12 protein-coding genes are annotated in these 18648 nt (G+C 40.9%); 2 read left to right on the forward strand and 10 right to left on the reverse strand.

Annotation, left to right across the window (positions count from 1 at the left end; translation table 11 throughout):
* The 7 genes from BSHG_RS05955 to BSHG_RS05925 all read right to left on the reverse strand — a co-directional run bounded on the left by BSHG_RS05955 (position 1) and on the right by BSHG_RS05925 (position 15141).
* Entirely contained in the window at positions 1-2193 is a 2193-nt protein-coding gene (locus BSHG_RS05955) for a hypothetical protein (protein WP_004311265.1), read from the reverse strand.
* 2 nt (positions 2194-2195) lie between these two features.
* Positions 2196-4397 carry a HEAT repeat domain-containing protein gene (locus BSHG_RS05950; protein WP_004311266.1) on the reverse strand — a complete coding sequence of 734 codons (2202 nt, stop codon included), beginning with the start codon at positions 4395-4397 and terminating at the stop codon, positions 2196-2198.
* Between the two features lie 6 nt (positions 4398-4403).
* On the reverse strand, positions 4404-6578 hold the full coding sequence (locus BSHG_RS05945) for a HEAT repeat domain-containing protein (protein WP_005651733.1): 2175 nt from the start codon (positions 6576-6578) through the stop codon (positions 4404-4406).
* A gap of 30 nt (positions 6579-6608) precedes the next feature.
* Positions 6609-8171 (reverse strand): DUF6850 family outer membrane beta-barrel protein, encoded by a 1563-nt coding sequence (locus BSHG_RS05940; RefSeq protein WP_004327091.1) that lies wholly within the window; start codon positions 8169-8171, stop codon positions 6609-6611.
* Positions 8172-8194: 23 nt separating this feature from the next.
* Positions 8195-9466, reverse strand: a complete 1272-nt coding sequence (locus BSHG_RS05935) for a DUF4876 domain-containing protein (protein WP_004312956.1) — start codon at positions 9464-9466, stop codon at positions 8195-8197.
* 13 nt (positions 9467-9479) lie between these two features.
* Entirely contained in the window at positions 9480-12350 is a 2871-nt protein-coding gene (locus BSHG_RS05930; protein WP_004311273.1) for a TonB-dependent receptor, read from the reverse strand.
* A gap of 910 nt (positions 12351-13260) precedes the next feature.
* On the reverse strand, positions 13261-15141 hold the full coding sequence (locus BSHG_RS05925; RefSeq protein WP_004327093.1) for a carboxypeptidase-like regulatory domain-containing protein: 1881 nt from the start codon (positions 15139-15141) through the stop codon (positions 13261-13263).
* Between the two features lie 987 nt (positions 15142-16128).
* On the opposite strand from BSHG_RS05925, the gene BSHG_RS23575 reads away from it, so the two are divergent.
* On the forward strand, positions 16129-16290 hold the full coding sequence (locus BSHG_RS23575) for a hypothetical protein (protein WP_153862836.1): 162 nt from the start codon (positions 16129-16131) through the stop codon (positions 16288-16290).
* A 108-nt stretch (positions 16291-16398) separates the two neighbouring features.
* On the opposite strand, the gene BSHG_RS05920 is transcribed toward BSHG_RS23575, so the two are convergent.
* From BSHG_RS05920 to BSHG_RS05910, 3 genes are all read right to left on the reverse strand, one after another.
* Positions 16399-17187 carry a ParA family protein gene (locus tag BSHG_RS05920; protein ID WP_008660421.1) on the reverse strand — a complete coding sequence of 263 codons (789 nt, stop codon included), beginning with the start codon at positions 17185-17187 and terminating at the stop codon, positions 16399-16401.
* Between the two features lie 75 nt (positions 17188-17262).
* Positions 17263-17667 carry a DUF3408 domain-containing protein gene (locus BSHG_RS05915; RefSeq protein ID WP_004315818.1) on the reverse strand — a complete coding sequence of 135 codons (405 nt, stop codon included), beginning with the start codon at positions 17665-17667 and terminating at the stop codon, positions 17263-17265.
* Positions 17668-17696: 29 nt separating this feature from the next.
* A complete protein-coding gene (locus BSHG_RS05910) occupies positions 17697-18113 on the reverse strand; it encodes a DUF3408 domain-containing protein (RefSeq protein ID WP_004327094.1) in 417 nt (138 codons plus the stop codon).
* Between the two features lie 121 nt (positions 18114-18234).
* Between BSHG_RS05910 and BSHG_RS22880 the strand changes: the two genes are divergently transcribed.
* On the forward strand, positions 18235-18444 hold the full coding sequence (locus BSHG_RS22880) for a hypothetical protein (RefSeq protein ID WP_005829337.1): 210 nt from the start codon (positions 18235-18237) through the stop codon (positions 18442-18444).
* The last annotated feature ends 204 nt before the right edge of the window (positions 18445-18648 follow it).

Genomic DNA, 18648 nt, shown 5'->3' on the forward strand with positions numbered 1-18648 from the left:
CTACCTATTTTGACTTTTCAGCCTATTAATTGTTTTGGTAACTTCGTTCATTAGCTTTTGATTGGAAGTTCTAAATGTGTTAAGTTCTTTGATTATATCTGCTTTATTATAGTATAAATTATACCAGCCTAATGTTTCAGCAGCCAATATGCGAAGTTCTTCTTCTTGGCTTTCATTTTTTATAATGTTCAGTAATGGCTCAATAGCTTTAGCAATAGGTTTATTTCGGAACCTACTTATTTCGCTTTGTATCTGTTTGGTAGTACTTTCCGGACTGTCAATAAGTGCAAAATCTCTTTCAAGTCCTTTCTTTTGGCGAGGAAGGTATTCTAACAATTCATTCACATAGGAAGAATCGTAGAAAGACCAATCGGCAGCCTGTTTCTTCAATTCATTCAAAGCCATATCATGGTCGAACGTGTTGATAGCACTAAAAATTCTGAAACGATGGCGGTTTTCATGTCCGCGTAATAAATAGCTTTCTATCCATGCCGGCAACAATTCCGGATTGCAATTCTTTTCAACGTATTCCACCGCATAACGACGGATCAGTTCATAACTGTCGTTCATGGCTGTCTGCAATACATCGGCAACCTCTGTCGGATAGTTCAAAGCTAATAGGCGTAATGCTTCCAACCGCACAACGAAATAGTTCGATTCGTGGTAACTTTTCTTCAGCAACTCAACGAGACCACTATAATTTGCCATTGACAATTGACGGAGCGCCATTGCCTGCATGTCAGCCATAGGGGAATTCAGCTGTTTTTTCCAGAATGTAACATTTCCTTCCTGCGCAACTAAAGCTTGGTTGATGTCCATATCCAGCCCGGCATTATTGGTGAAGTGAAAAGTCGGGTCACCGATCAGATGATTTTCCAAGAAGCAGGTAAAACGAGTGAACTGCCCGATGCGCATACCGGCAGCTAACAAGCCGAGAAATTCATCCGGCCATTTATCTTGAATGGTGTTAACCGTACATCCCATAGTAGCAATGGTCTTACCCTTATTGAATATATAAGAGCCTACAATGTTGTCATCCAAATGGAAAGAACCGTTGAAACAAGCATCGAACAATATAAAACGCGCATTAGGAGTCAAAAGACGAATATCTTCAGTATAGATATCCATATTACGGTTTACAATGGAATCCGATTTTATTTTCTCCTCATCGAAAGCTTCCGCACACCAACTTTCAGGCACCCCATACTGCTTGGCATATTCTTTGATAGCAGCTTCACGCCCATGTTTCTTGGCGTATGAAGGCACTTTGCTTCGCAAGAATATTTTGGCATTCTCAATACTCAAATTAATACCGGAACCATTTTCATAGCCATTGATATACTGCATGGTGGGGCCACCGTGGTGATGGAATAGCATGACATCTAATCCTTCGCGCTGAATCTCGTTCAAGTATAATGGTTTCATCGGATAGCGCATGTTAAAATCATAGAACTTCACTGTATTACCCGATTTGAATATTTGCGGCAATTGCTCACGTAAGGCTATTTGCTCACCGCTCCATGCCAAAGGATCTTCAGAATTGTAACCATGGCCACGGGCCATAGTCAGTTGGTCAAATGCATTTTGCTTTGCTTTTTCGGCAACTGCCTTTTTTAAGTAATCGCGTAGCATCTGATAACGGTTCTCACCTTCTAAATGTAATGGACGGATACGGGCCGAATAAATATCCGGTGAAATATACTGTTTAGAATCAGCACGCAATGTCATATAATGATAGTCAGGTATCAAACTGTCTTGTTTAATATAATCAAATTTTAATCCGAAGTCATCATAATAACGGTCGGAAGGAACGCTTGATTTCTGCCAATTGGCTTTGGGAGACCTTTTGAAAGCCGAAGATAGATGATGTGCATCACGAATCATTGGAATAGGGATGTCACCTATAAATACGCAACCCTCCAAAGGCGTTTTCTCATTCTCATGCAATTTGACAAGTTGCTCACGAATAGGTTCGGGCCTTTTCCAATCATCAATTAGCAAGTAAGTACCTAAACCTTCTTTTTCTATACTGGTACGATAAGCATCAATTTCACTTTTCGCTTCATCATAACTTTTCTGATCGACTACAATTGCAAAAGTAGTCTTTGTTTTTATACTAGGATGTACAACTGTTTGCGCCTGCATATCCTGTAAGCACAAAGCGGTAATTGCCAAAAGGATGTATTTATTCATATTTATAAACTTAATCTTTTGATTGTCTGTTCAAGCTCTGCTTTTAAATCTTCCGGAAGATTGGCTGTTTGTTGCATCTTCTTTATTTCTTCAAGAATGTGTGGCCGTTGTACAGAATTAGTAAACCAACCTAATGCTTCGGCCATTACTACACGTACTTCCTGTGGATTACCGGCATCACGAATTACATTCAAATAATCATCCACGTGGAAATGGAATGTATAGTTACGCACATTGCGGATTGCACTGATACGTTTTGCTTCCGGTGCAGCTACATCCATCAAGGTCTGATGGACTTTTGCCTCTTGTACAAACATTCTTTCCAGGCTTCTTAGTAATCGTTTTTTCTCTTCGTTTTCATTCAAACGGTCAACTTTTGCATAAAAGTCTTCTATTGTCTTTTCTACTTTCTCTTTCGGATAAAGGCTTAAAGCCTTGTTGGCACTCATTTGTACGCGTAAGCGTTCATTATGTTCGACCAATGCTTCCACAATAGCGGGCAATAAGGAATCGTCACCTACAAATCCAGCATAAATGGCACTTTGGCGAGCTACCATTTCATAAGTATCGTTCAAACCTTCGCGTAATGCTTCGATGAAGTTGTCGTCCTGATAACGGCTCAACAACTTGATAGCTTCCATACGAACCGTATTGAAGCCACTTTCCCGGTACTTCTTCAGGAGCAACGGAGATAATTCCTTTTGGGTATCGGCGTCAGCCAGCATACGCATGGCCAAACTTTGTACATCAGCGTATGGGCTGTTTAACAAATTCTTCCAATAGGCTTTGTCATCTTTGTGTATTGTTATATCGGTACTTAAAGTATTGGCTTCGATAGGAGCAAAACGGAAAGTGGGATCACCAAACAAATGACCTTCAAGTGATACGATTAGCTTATTGTATTGCCCGGCTCGTACACCATGGGACAACAAACCAATCATTTCAATAGTCCAGCGGTCTTGCAATACGTTACGGGTATTTCCTTGTGCTACTAATGTCTGACCGTCATTAAAGATATATTGTCCTGCTATATAGTCGTTTTCGTGAAAAGAACCGTTGTAGCACGCATCAAACATTATCATCTTCGGATTAGTGGAAAGATTTCTCTTCATTAAATCTTCCGTTACGATACGTTCATCAGCGTAGTGAAGAGAGTCTGCTTCCCAGAACTTAGGATTGTCCAGGTCTTTAAAAAACACCTCATTCACTTGTCGTTTTTCCTGCATCTGAATACGTAAGGTGTCTTTGTCACGTTTTCCAACATGGGACATGACTGCATTATAAAGTGTACTCTTCAACATTTTATAACGATTATTGAAATCAGTGCATGCCAATTCATCATTAATAAGCTGCCCTGTTGGCATTCCATGTTCATGAAACATAAATAAGTCAAGGTCCTTTCGTTGCAATTCGCTGAATAACTTATATTTCATAGGGTGTTTCATTCGGAAGTTCCAATGTTTGAATCCCATTTGACGACCAAAAGCTAATGGAAAGTTCTCCATATAAGCTTTTTCGTCATCCATCCATACAATCAGGCAATCGGAATTGTAAGAAGCACCATTGAATGAGAATACCCGATCTAATTGATTATGCTTATCTGCCTTGGCAGCAGCAGCTTTCTTCAGATATGAGGCAATGGCCGCATATTTATCCCCTTCCTTTTTTTCCGGATACTTGATACGAGCTGAATAGAAAGTAGGATTTAGCCGCTGGGGACTGTCTTCTGTCAATTTGTAGTAGAAATGCTGATGATTTACTGAGTCTTGCCTGATGAACTCAAACTTTAAGTTCAGATCATCATAAAAGCGGTCGGTAGGTACGGAAGACTGATCCCAAGGAAAGGCTTTCTCATTCATTTTGAATGCAGTAGTCATGTGTTGCGCATTACGTACCAATGCGACAGGCACATCGCCGATTAAAACCAGACCTTCCAATGAAGGGCATTCTTGATATGTTTTGATGATTATCTGTTTGACTTGATCTGGATTTTGCCAGTCACCGCTGATCAGATAAGTTGCCAAACCATCATCTTCAACCGCAGTTTTGTACTGATGCATGGCATCTTTGGTATTTGCATAAGTTTGGTTATCTGTTATGATAGCAAAAGCGGTAGGTTGTTTGACCAATGGCTTTATGACTGTTGTTTGTGCATTTCCTGCCAATGGCAAAAGAAATGCCAGATATATTATTTTTTTAATCATGGCCAATTAATTTTTAAGTCTGTAATATGTACGGTCGGCTTCTTCACGAAGGTTCTCGGATAAGCTCTTATCTTTTCTCAGTTGATCGCATACCCGAAGGATGTCAGGCTTCCGATAAGAATGAGTGAACCAAGCAAAAGCCTCCAATAAACAGGTTTTTAGCTTTTCACTTTCACTGGAGTCGGTAAGTAAAGCCAAGAGGCCGTCTACACAGGCATGTGCCATATGATTTTTCAGAGAATTGCAATAAAGGATGCGCCAACGTTCGGAAGTTTCTTTGCTTAATAACTCTTTTTGCATGCTACGACTATTATTGGCATTCTCCAAAACCTTACGCATCTCCTCCTTGTCTTGCAACACATAGGTCTCAGCCATTACTTTATCAATTGCCGCCTGTACGGCTGCCTGATCAAAGACTTGAAGCCCCAAACTCACATTAAATGCCACACGCTCGGATAGGTTGTCTTCTACATAGGCTTTGATTTGCGGATAAACATACTCGTTCAGTCCCACATGTTGCATCATACGAACAGAGGTGCGACGAATAAATTCATAGGAATCCGTAATGGCCAAGTGTAAGACTTCCCGGAAGTTTTTGTCACTAATCTTCTCAAGCAATGCCAAGCAGGTGAAACGTACCATCATGAACGAGGAAGTTTCAAAAGTTTTTCTTAATAAATCAGAAATACCCGGATAGTCATTGCGATAAAGGTTGTGCAAAGCAAAATTCTGTATGTCGGCATAGGGCGACTGTAATAACTCCAACATGCGGGACTCGCTATATGGTTCTTTGAACAAAGCATTGGCATCTACCTCATTGATAGATTGAAAACGTAGAGTAGGGTCACCGGTAATGTGCGATTCGAGAATATTCGTCAATTTAGCCCATTGCCCCACTCGTGCTCCCATACCTAACAGGCCGAGCATCTCGTTTGCCATTTTATCTTGCAGTACATTGACTGAATTGGCAAAAGTAGTTACGCATTTTCCTTCCGACATGATATAACGTCCGGCAATGTAATCTTTTTCCCGGAAATCACCATTATAGCATGCATCGAAAATTACCATACGGCTATTAGGCTTAAACTCTGTAACTTCCGACAGGATAATACCGGTGCGCAGGTCTAGTAAAGAATCTTCTGCAATTACTTTGGGATCATCATAGCCTGCAATCCAAGTAGTGTCCAAACCGTATGTGTTTTTCATCATATCCAGCATTTCGTCGAAAGACTTTTTGTTGTTTTGCTTTCTACGCGCTAAACCACGATAATAGTACTTCATTGCATCTACATGAGCATTCCACCTATTAGTAGCGGGACTACCGGAAAGATATTGACGTTCGGGCATACCATGCTCATGAAAAATAGACAAGTCCAGATCTGTGCGTTTCAGCATATTAATGACATCGTCCTTGGGATAATCGCTGAAATTATAACGGATGAAACGGGCCCGTCCCTCTTTATCGAATACGCCCGGCATTTGTTCGCGAATAGTAAAGGTTTCCGGTGTCCATGCAGTCAATGAGTTAGAGTAAGAGCCATCACCTGTATAGGAGAAGAATTGGTCTAATTTATTGTTTATCTGGTGCTCAGCCACCACTTTTTTAAAATAGCGGCTGATTTGCGCATGCGGTTCTTCGCCGTTATCAACAGCTTTGACACGTGCAGAATATATGTCACACCGAATTTGCTGTGGAGATTTTATAGCCAAATTATAATAGAAGAAATTATTTTCGACACTGTCCTGTTTCAAAAAATCGAATTGTAGGTCGAAATCATCGTAGAAACGGTCGCTGGGCACTGAAGAATCTCTCCAGTCATTGTTTTTCTCATCCATTTTAAAAGCGGAAGTCATATGCTGGGCTTTGCGGAGCATTGGAATAGGGATATCACCGACAAATACCACTCCTTCCAATTTATCCTTTTTGTAGAGCTTAACAATAACTTTCTTTACATCTTCCGGTTTATTCCATTCATTGTATACGATGAACGTAGGCAACCCTTCCATTCCTAGAATCTCCTGATAGGCTTTAAGCTCGGCTTCACAAGCCTGAAATGTCCCTTTATCTGTAATTACAGCAAAAGAGGTGTCCTTTACTTTCACAGCCGGTTTAACAAATGTCTGTGCCCGCAGAGATAATATGCTGCAGAGCATCAAACTTCCAGTTATTAATTTACGCATGTTTTGTAATATAGATTTCGTTATGTAGCATTAAAAATTACATCCTAAACTTATCGATAAATGAGTACGCCCATCATAATCATAGTCAGAGGTATTTACACGATCGAATACAACTTTTGCAAATAAGTTCATACGTCTGTTTTCTCTGACTTGTTGCGAATACGTTATCGACCCGCCAATACGATAGTAATCACAGGTATAATAATTAGTCAGCCCTTGTTGTAATTCGGTTACAGTTGGATAGTCTGCATGGCTGCCACCATATACATATTCACCTCCCAGATTATTGTTATACGCAACATGAACATCTATTAAAAGCCTGCGATTCAAACTATTGCCTAAAACAAAATTTTTTTTGCCACCTAAGCCTAAAGATAAATTTTCTGCATTCTGTACAGAATTAGGCATTAAATATTCATCGTCTTGCTTGGTATAATTCACATTTAATTCTGCTTTCCAACTATATTCATTCCCGCGGTTTCTGCTTAATGCATAATTAAGAGAAGCGGTTTGTGCCTTGTACGTAGAACGGATGTTATTATATAATTCCACCCAGCCACTTTGTGATTCAGAGTTATCGCGTTGAGAAATATACTGAATACCATCGATGTTACGATTTGTATATGTGGTTCTCATATAATTGGTATAGTCCTTTCCTTCCTGAATCATCGTTAAAGAAACATGAGCAGTTTTATCTTTTACACCGGCTATTTTTTTAGGAGTCGTATAGCTCTGCTGAACAGTTTCCGCTTTTACATCGTAACTGCCCTCAAGCAGTAAATTGAAAGAGGGCATACTGAAGTTGTACTGGAGAGCTCCACCGAAACGGTCTCCAATATAATTGCTGGTTACACCGCTGCCTATTCCTTTTATGGCTGTTCCCAAACCGTATAATATATAATAGTCCTGATCCACATAAGAGTTGACATTACTCATTCTTGAGTCTTCCTTGATAGAACTATACTTGAAACTTGCACCAAACTTGTGTGAATTATTCAACTTGTAAGTAATCCCCGGCGTCAGTCCCAGCGTATAAAAACGGGTATCCACACGCGGGTCGCGCTGTTTGGCAGCTAATGTAGCTACATAATTACCTTCCAACCCCAATGCCCAATGATTACCAAGTAAAGGAGTAGCTGCACGAAACTTCAGATCGTAATATTGATTTCTCCATTTGCTTAAGTGCTGGTCTGCGACATAGTAAGGCATTCCCCTGAATGGATCGGCAATGGAGGCGTTATATCCGGCATCTGTCAGATTTTTTTGTGCAAAATTAAATGCTCCCCACACATATGCATTTTTCAGATTGATAAAGCCTTCACTGGATACACCTACGATAGCCTCTTTCTGCCCCTCTTGCGGACGGCAATAGTTTCCGTCCTGTAAGTCATATCCCAATATAACATTCGAATAATTCTGAATATCATCGAATGGCATACCGGCAGCATTCTGTGAATGAGACCATAGTCGTCTTGTTTTCAATTGTTCCATAGCGGCGGGAGAGAAGCCCTGTGCCGCTCCCACCATACTTACAAGGCAGGCTATCATTACCAGCAGGCAGCTTTTCATATAGTTCATATATTGTTTTTTCATTGTTCTGTCTTTTTAGTTAATTATTACAATGTGTGATTCCATGAAGGCATTTTTGCTCCATTACGACGCATTACAGGAACAACGCCACGTTCAAAGTCATCCGTACTGTTGTTTGTATCCTGATATATATATGTACCTGTTTCTTCGCGAATAATAGGATTACCTTCTTCGTCTGTGGACAATTTGCGAGCAATACCTAAACCGCAATAAGTAGCTCCTACCCAAGTAATACCTGCATCAAGTACACCGGGGACACGTTTTGCATTCATCTTTGACTCATTGTTTACTGCTTCAACAGCATCCAATACATATTTAATAGGTATTTTTGCATAATAAACATTGCTGTTCGGTTTGCTAAGATCTGTTGTCTTCATATTTTCATCGTTGACCGGATCCCAAGCTTCTCCTTCAGGAACACGAAAAATCACATAAGCACCTCCGAATACGGATGTCAAATATTGTGGTATACTTCCCATCTCTGCTTTTCCTTGGTAGAAAACATGTTGCATATCATAAGCTGCCTGGTCAGGGAAGTTTGGATTATTCATATTAAACTCAAACTCAGAACTACTGCCGTCTATAGGACTTTGAGGGTTATAGATGTCCAACTGATGGTTAGCGGCAAATTGAGAAATGATGCAAGATTCACCTGGCGCTAACGGATATTCGGTTCCATTTCCTGGAAATTTCCACACACGTTCTCCATATGCATAATTATTACCGTCCGCTTCCGGCCAAATAGGTAATTTAGTGGTAGCTGTACCCGGAGTTAAATTTGCGAAATAAATACCGTCCAAATACAAAATGTCAGCAGAGTTATTGTATATCTCATAGAACTGGTCTCGGAAATAGACTCCTCCTTTTTCCGGACGGCTACCGCAATAATAAATCTCCTTGAATATTAATGGGCTCACTTTAAGCCCTTGTACTTCAATATTCAATGCGCTACCATGCTTAAATAATGCCGCATTTACAGAATTGCCATTGATGTAGTATTCATTGTTTTCTGTATCGATCGCTGTACCGGATACTGTTACCGAATAAATTCCGGGGATAATTCCGTCAACTTTCACACTATTATCAGTTACTTCTTTTACATAATGTAAATCTTCATCGTAATTGTCGAACTTTACAGTCAGATCTTTCAGTGTGGATATATTTTCAACGGTAATATCCAAATATACATCCACTGTGATAGGATTCACTTCTGCTGTGCCAGACATGTCCCTGAACGAATCGCATCCTATCAAAAGGGTACTTGCCAATGTAAACAAATATATTAAATATTTTTTCATAACTTCCTAAACATTATAAAGTGAGTGATAATTCCAGCCCAAAGAAAAATCGGTTATTCAATTGAATATATGAACCCGGATTACGTTTGGATTCTCTGCGCGGATAACTTCTGAACATATTGTTGGCAAAGAAAGAAACACGTAGCATATTGCTAATTTCTTTAGTTACATTCAAGTTAAAACAAAAATAAGGACTGTATGATTCTTTTATAGCATTATTATGACTTACATTATTCAACATATATCCATATCCTGCATCCTTTACTTGCTGGGTAGTGGTATATTTCCCCTTGGGAAACATATTTACAGACGCATCTTCCAATGCTAAATAGCCCACAGGTATAGAATCGTTTCCAAATGTATTCCAATTAGACTGCTGCCAAATAGCTTGTGCTGTCATCGTAACAACAAAACCGATACGCGGGATATTGTGAGTGGCACGTAAAGTCGTTACAAATTGTTGTTTGTAACTTGCATTGCCTTCTTGAGAATAAATGGCCACCGGTTTACGGGCTGAAGCAGCATCTTCGCTATTGTCATAGAAGCTATAACCCTGACGCCAACTCTTAGTACGCATCCATGAGCCATTTATTTGGAAGGCCGTACGGATAGCATCAATACGTCCGATATTCAAATCAAATTCTAAACCTTTAGTTTCTATATTTAAATTATTAGTTGGTTTTGCATAAGTAGACAATACCGGTAGGCTACTACTAAGCTCTATCCCGTTTTCTGTGCGCTGGTATTCATTGTAGATAAATGTATTGAAGGTGTTGAAGGTTTGGCTCATTACATAACCATCCTTCAGACGCTCCTTATAAGCTATTACATTCAGATTGGTTTTACCCACTCGTAAATTAAAACCGACTTCTGCTTTATGATTTTGGGCAATCTTCAAATCTGAGTTATCTACTTGCCGAACTTCTGTGGTAGTCATAAACAAGCGCTGGCTTTCCGGAATATTTTCATTGGTAAGCTCATTTATATTGATATATTCAAAATATGCATTTTCTGGATATAAATAGAGAAGAGAAGGCATCTTTGCAGCAATACCGTAACCTCCCTGAAGACTTAATAGATTCGGAATCAAATCAATGGATGCATTTACACGTGGCGAGAAAATGCCTCCTACTACTGAGGTATGATCATAACGCACACCAGCCTGAATGTTCAAATCATGCGTACCGCTTATGGACCATTTGAAATTATCTTCCACATATGCACCAAATTGGTTAATGAAAGGAATATCCTTATAGTTACGTGGACGGAAAGATGAATTATGACCGTATTGACTACGATAAGGAGGAGTACTTGGGTCATAAGTTTTTCCTTTACCAACGTTACCGTCACTCCGGAAATCCGCACCAATCAAGATGCGGTTGTTTACATGACCGCTCGCCTTGAATAGAGAACTCGTCACTTTAGCAAACAAATTAACTTCACGACTATCGATCTCATAGTGTCCCAAATAGCTGCTTGGTAGATAAACAGCATAATGATTTATGTCTTCCGGTCCAAAATTAGTAATTTGATTACCATTGGCATCATAGATATGCTGACCTGCAAAGTTACTAAGTACCGCACCGTTTGTAGTGGTCATGGAATAAGGAGATGTAGCAGAACTGTATACGGTTTCATAATAACTGTCTTTATCCATATACGTACCTGACAATACATAGCGTAGTGTTTTTAACCAGCCCTTATTTATATTCCATGTACCATTGGTATTCAAAGTAAAACCTATATCGCGGCCTTCCGAAGCTGTTTTAGTTTGTTCATCATCAGGATTACGTTCACGTTGATCCTTACCATAAATAAAATCAAAGCTGGAATTGGTACGTAACTTATTATTAAAGAAAGTATTTGAATAGAGCAACTTTGTTGTGGCACGCTGATAGTGCTGGTAACTGGATATTGGATTATTCGTATTATAAGCATAATCTGCACTTACATTTAAAGCGCCTTTCTTTTTTCCAAGTTCAAAACCGGTTCCCATAGACACCTGATAGATATTGGGATTGGCTTTTGCTTTGACACGTAGCGGCTCACGACCAGCTTTTGTATTAATAATTACTGCTCCTGAGGTCAGATCACCATATTCAACAGAAGGGATACCACGAACGATTTGTATAGACTCTATATTTTCAGTAGAAATACTACGAACATCGGTTCCACCAGCCGGCGAGGCACCTCCGGCCAATGAAGCGGGTGTTTCCGTACCACTTAATACCGTAGGGCTCATCGCAGATAGATTAGCATTATTTGAGATGGGGGCACCATCACGAATTATTGCGGTGCCCATAGCATTCATCGGAGCTTCCGGACCACTGGAACTGGAAACTTGACGGATGTTAATCTGTTGTGCCGAACTCATATCTTGATTCTGTGAAATTCCACCTGGCATCAATGACATTACATCATATAAACTGGTCGCTTGCATATGGTCCATAGCAGAGCGGGAAATGTGAGAAGATGTGGATTTGCCTGAACGGCTGTTGGTTGCAGTTACTGTAACTTCTTTCAACTTAAAATCCTCATTCCTCATTGTAAAATTAAGAACCAAATCCTTATTTACATTTATTAAGGTGTCAATGGAGACTTTGCCCAAATATTGAATTTGCATACGAATTTTACCAGTAGGTACGTTTTCCAGTATGTATCTACCATTTTCATCAGAGGTTGTCCCTAGTGCAATTTCAGGAATAGACACAGCTGCAAATTCTAAAGGCAAACGCTTGTTGTTGTGGTCGTACTCATAAACAGTGCCTGTAAGTTTTACTTTGTAATTGTTTTGCGATTTGATAGGGAGGGCAATTCCTATGCAAATAAGTATAAACAAGTATATAATATTACACCCCAAAATACCTTTTTTCATAAGTAACATCATATTTATTAATAATGCAAAATTATATGTAAATTTTAAATTAAAACAAACCATTGTGTGTAACAAAACTAAAATTATTAAAAATACATGTTGTTTTTGTTGGTGCCGTTGCATAATCTCACAGACCTCAACCGTCTGTTGTCTAACAATATAGCAACTGCATTATATTTAGGAAAATCCAATATATATTAGTACTTTATTTAAGTTCCATACATAGTAATACGGATCTTGAGTGATTAAAAGCAAACTGCAAATCTAAATAAAAAACGGGATGGTTGTAGTTCTGATATGCTATATCTTAATACAACGCAGATAAATACTTATATTTTCATTGATAGATCTAACTAAGTTAAAAAACGGATTTTCTCCAAAATTCTTCTGATAGCTCCGTTCCAGCCTCATATTTATCGCACTTTACAGAAGCCCCAGTTCAAATATAAGGAAACTGTATCTCTCTTCGATAAAAGATCTATTTTAGGACGCAAAATTAGATATTACAAAAGATTATAAAAATACCATTTTTTGGGTATAAAAACGCATCTAATACCTATATATAGGTATTAAATATCATTGGCAATGTATGTTCCATTTCATTAAGCAAACAATTTTTTGTATAAAATACAAATAGTACTTTTTTACCCACTTAAAAAGTGCAAGAATGTATAAAAGTCCATGTGTCAGCTATAATAGGGGCATGAATAGGCATCCGTTCCATACCTGTCCCTATTTGAATCGGTCACCCCACAGTGACCGGACATTACTCACCCAATTCGGATTCTCATTACAGTAGGCAACGAAAATCTGTATCAAGTTCCAAAGCCCGAGAATCATTCCATTAAACCTGGCAGGAATTGTGACAACATGTCTGCTTGAAACAGCTACTATTATGGTATCATGCTGTATTGTTATGCTATATACCATGTTCTAAGTCAAAACTCTTTTTTTTTAGAATTGAAGGTTTAAGGCTCCATCCGAAAGTCAATATCACTTTCTCAAAATTCTTTTCTACAGCACCCTTTGTATAAGTTAGGATGTCTTTCTCTAGAAAATTTTTGAAATCAGATGAACTCATGTCTCTAAAAATGTTTATATATTCTTTTTTAAGAAATTCATTTATGGCATGTGCCGATATCTTTTTTTGCGTGCACTTTTCTATAACATATAAGTTGCTTGGTACCGGTACCATCGTGTCCAGCCCCATGAAGATATTACAGTCTACCATAAGAGTATAAGCGCCGCTCTCGGCAAGAGGTGCGGAAATGCAGTAATTGGCTTGCTCAAGCAGAGAATCCACCAGTTCTTTTGTGGAAGAACTGATACTATTGGCCAATTGTTCATATCCTCTTAGATTCAGTTGGGATATGGTCTTTTCGATAGCCGGGATGAATTTCATTCCTGGACCCAGGTTCAAATCAAATCTTTTGTAATAGACAAGAAGCTCATTCCAATCTTTGTACCGTGAAGGTTTGATGATATTTACATTGTCTATACCATGTTGTTTAAGATACTCGCCGGAGGAAAATGCATCTTCTTTGAAGGTCTGTGTGTTTCCATCCGGGAAACTTAAATAGATGGTCTTATATGTGTCTCCAGTGTTGGTCCTTGCAAAAGCTTTACATTCCTCACCTTTGAGATAATATGCTGTGGTGATGTCAAAACCATTACCGCTGGCATCATTGTCATAGCAACAATTCCACTTTACCTTATCAGATGGGAATATACGGCTTATATTCTCTATTTGGGATTTGGTGACATATCCCCCCGTGCTTATGAATGCGCATGTGGTTTCTTTAGTATAATGGTTTATTTCGTAGAAACTCATTGCGTCAATAGCGGATTCAAAGAGATATATGTCTGTAACCTTGTCAAAAGGAACAAAATTGGCCATCCAACAGCTTTGTGCCTTGTCACCACCCGTGGCAAAGGCTTTATAATTGGTATTGGTCTCTGCAAAATAGTTCCTCATTTCAAAGTTAAGGATTTCCATCTGGGAGGGTTTGCGGAATGGAAAGCCGATATGATTGTTTTTTCCTACCTGGTAGATGAACAGTCTATTGGCGAAATCCTCCACAGTCTGTGGAGAGAGCTTCCTTTGGACGGTCAAATATGGATTATCCTTTTTGATAGGACGAGGATTCCAATAATTCAAATTGGATTCAATATCATTTGGATTCAGTCCCAGCAGAGGATTGTTTACCGTTTCGGTATCTTCATTGGTGATCTGTTGAGTAGGCATTGGTACACCATCAATGACGAAGAGAGGCTGGGTTCCTCCTGTGACGGAGTTGACACCTCTGATTCTGAAAGTCATTCCGCTTGACAATGAACCGTCTGTGGGGATAATCTGTACTCCGCTGATTTTGCCTTGTAGTGCTTGCAACGTCTGCGTAGAACTACTGTTTACAATATCTTTTATATTCACAGAAGCAACGGCGGTTGCAATATCACTTTTTCGCTGGCTACCATAGCCTACAACAACCACCTCATCCATCTCTGTGACTGAAGGGTCTAGAATGATATCAAATCTTCGGTTCTTTCCGATAGTGATAGTTTTGGGCTTATATCCCAGATAACTGATGACCAGTTTTTCAGAAGGAAGTACTTTTATCGTGAACTTTCCTTCTAAATCGGTGATTACTGCATTGGTGGTACCTTCGATATTTATCGTGGCACCGATAAGAGGTTCACTCTTCTCATCCAACACTTGCCCTGAAATAGTTACTTGCTGTGCTAATGCTACAGTGAAATGTAGTATTAGAAACAATGTGCTTAATAGTACTTTTCTCTTCATAGTGCAGATATTAAAGTTTATAATAAGGATTAATACAATTAGATTTAAAATGGTAGTGCAAATAAAGCGAATTATAATATCCATGTTTTGACCTATTGTACTTTTCTCTTGACCAAATTACAGACTTTTTCTTCAAAGGTAATCGCTTTCTATTAATTTCATTTATCACCGCGTAAAATTATTCGATTGGACTTTTTATAGTGAGTATTATCATGGGGAGTATTAAAAAAGATTGGATATGAAAAATAGTATGTTAAATCATTCTGTTTTCTCAAATATGCAGTGGGGTGTGAGCGCAAGGAAAAATATCTGTAGAAATTGATAATAATGTATTTTATTCAAACTTTCCATTTATCCAAACTCTATCAGTTATCTGCACTTAAATCAGGCTTTGATATTTCAAGAGTTTGGATAAATGATTAAGGATTCAGTCTGCATTAATACCGAACATAGCAGTCAGTGAACGATTGATACCTTACGTTCGCATCGTGCGAAGTCTATTCCTTTCCACACGGTTTTGCGTCCGGCTGAAGATGCACACTCGGCTTGCGCCTTGTTCCTTTGCTGTTTCTTTATACTTGAAGTTCTACAATTCGTTTCACAAAGAATTACCCTGTGGAAGTCTGCCCGCTTTCGCGTAGGGTGACGTTGAAACCTTTATCCAGGGCATTACACCATGGCATTCGCTTTCTCCACAATCCTTTACCCGCACCTCATTCGGCCGCTCTTACAATTGGCCACCCATCGGTTATTGGCTGACGGGAGAGATACGGGCTTACCAAGTTTCGCACAAATAACTGACGACCGACTTAGACTCCGCCTATCCACCAGCAGTGCGACATCCGTGTAGCACGATGTAACAGCGTACTATCCTGACTGCTTGCCTTTTGGAATGGCCCATAAATATCCGTGAGCTAATTCATAGTCACGATGGTACGGCGATTCACTTAGGTTACTCATATCAGTCAGCTTTGACATTCTTCGCCTATGATGCTTAGGTTGGAACGTCGTTGTCAAGAGGGCTTCGCACCCGACCGTTGCCAGTCACGTACGCCTCTTCAGGCTACTATTGATGGAACAATAGGTTCAGACACGATGCTGAACAATTACTTGTGTGACCTCTTGGCGCACATTACACTACTAAGGTAATGCTTTTATAGGAGAAGTCACATCTGTAAAAAACTTATTATCATGCAATTATCTTACTTTATCTTAGGCTAAAAGCCCTTATTCAAGGTGTCTGTATCCTATCATCCGCTACCGCTCGGTATCGGATTCCTCCAGACCGATGGCATGGCATATCTCCTCCACCAGTTCAGGAAGGCCGGAGTCTTTCTCCTGACGGGGATCGGGTGGAAACAGCGTGGAACGAAAGACACCCTTACAGACAGGGTCCGCCTCCTTGTTGTAGCGGAGGGTGTTCGGAATGTGTGAGGACAGCAGCCGCAGCCCCATCCTGTGGATGACCCGGTTCCAGGCATCATACAAATTCTTCCGTCCCCTTCTATCCACCATGTTCCAGAACAGCCGGATTCCTTTCAAGTTGCAGTTCCCCTTGGCGATCAGCTCCTCTTCCAGCACCTTGGTAAACTGCAGGGAACTCTGCATGACGATATTGTCCGCCTTGAGCGGGACAAAGATATAGTCCATCGCGGCAACGGTATGAACCACCCCCTCGCTGCGGAGCGTTCCGGGAAGGTCGAAGAGCACGATATCGAAAGTCTCCCCTTTTTCGTCCATATAACGCCGCAGGTCTTCCACGGCCTTTTCCGGGTCGCTTTTGATGACCGGATAGGCAGGCTTACGGATTCTTTCGTACTGCCGGTACAGGTTCACCTTCAGGTCGTCATTTTTCATGACATTCTCCATGTCCCTCTCACGCATCAGGGCGATGCTGTGCTGCGGGGAGTCACAGTCCACAACCGCCACACGCACGTCTTTGCGGTAATGCAGGACACTGGCCAGCAGTACCGTAAAGACGGATTTTCCCACGCCACCCTTCTGGCTGGCGATGGCAACCAACAACTCTTTTTCTTTTTTCATCATACTTCTTTTTCATTAAAAGTTAAACACTATTGTTTCAGAAACAAAAATAATGCTCCCATCGGGGGAGATCCCCTGTCATGGGGGACGAGCCTTTATGACCGGGCCGGGCAGGGACTCCTCCAGAATCATGTCCGTCGTTTCCCTGTATTCTTCCAGATGCCGCGAGACAAGGTGGTTGATGAACCCCTCCAGAGTGACCTTTCCGTTTCTCGAGGCTCCCGCCAGGATGGACAGTTTCCGGTGCAGGGCGGCGGGAATATGCAGCGACCGACGCTGCACGCCCGCAATGCCATGCAGGTATTCCTCCCCGTAGACGGACGGTTGCATGGGGCCATTTTTCCTTGCGGGACGTATAATGTCGTTACCGGACGTTCCACGTCTCTTCCGGGGACAGGCAGGCGCTTCCCCCATGATCTCACGGATGCGGTCCGCGTCCATCCCGCCAAGACCAATCCGCTCTTTTACGTTCTTTCCTGTCATGATATGCCTTCTTGGACAATGACAACGTTTTATCGGCGAGGTGTTCCTCCCGGCTGTCCGTCCTCATCCCAGGGACGGTAGACCTCACCGAGCAGGGAGGCGATGTCCTCCCTGTGTTCCTCCATATGGAGTTCCAACAACCGGATGATAAAACCGGAGATGCTGCCGCAGCCGGCGGCCCTGACCAGCATGGCGATCCGGCGGTGCAGTCTCCCATCAATGTAGGCGGTCTTCCACTCAGCGGCTCTGGGAGCGGGAACCAGAAACCTCCTCTTGTATTCCTCCGGACCTGTCACTTTCCCTGCCCGGACCTGACTTCCATGACTTGGTATCTCCACCACTGGTTCCAGGGATGGGGAAACGGGAGCTGACAGAAGGTTCCCCGTGAGTCCGACCCTCTCGAGAACGATATCGGAAAGCCGGTTCTTTTCCTTTTCTGAATCCATATTTTAAAATCTTAAATTATTAAATTACACAACTGGTATTGTCTCGGAATACAAAATAAAGGAAGAAGAGAACAGGATGAAACCACCTGTCACTTATAGTCATCCAAAGTCAGTTATTGTCATGATACACATGACGGGGGGGACGGAGATGCCGTTCCGTTCGGACGGTTCTTCCTATGCGGAGGCGACATCAGAGGCCCGTAGTGGTGTGGAAAAGCGAGCGGGATTCCGTTTCCTTGTCCACCGTTCCTTTTTAATCCTTATGGGCAGGCGTGAGAGCGCGCATCCGTCCGGATACGGATTCTTAAATTATCGGTCTATGGGAGTGTAAAAGTATTAATCCGTTAATGGAGAATTATGAAGGAAGACCATAAGGTGTACACGGCTACATTCTCCATTTGCAGAAGTGTAGAAGTAGTAATCCATTAATGAAGATAATGCAGAAAAACCATAAACCATATACGGCTCACTGCCGCTCTCCATTTGTAGATGTGTAGAAGTAACAATCCATTAATGGACAATAGGGCATGTAAAG

The organism is Bacteroides sp. 3_2_5 (assembly GCF_000159855.2).
Taxonomy (GTDB): Bacteria; Bacteroidota; Bacteroidia; order Bacteroidales; family Bacteroidaceae; genus Bacteroides; species Bacteroides fragilis.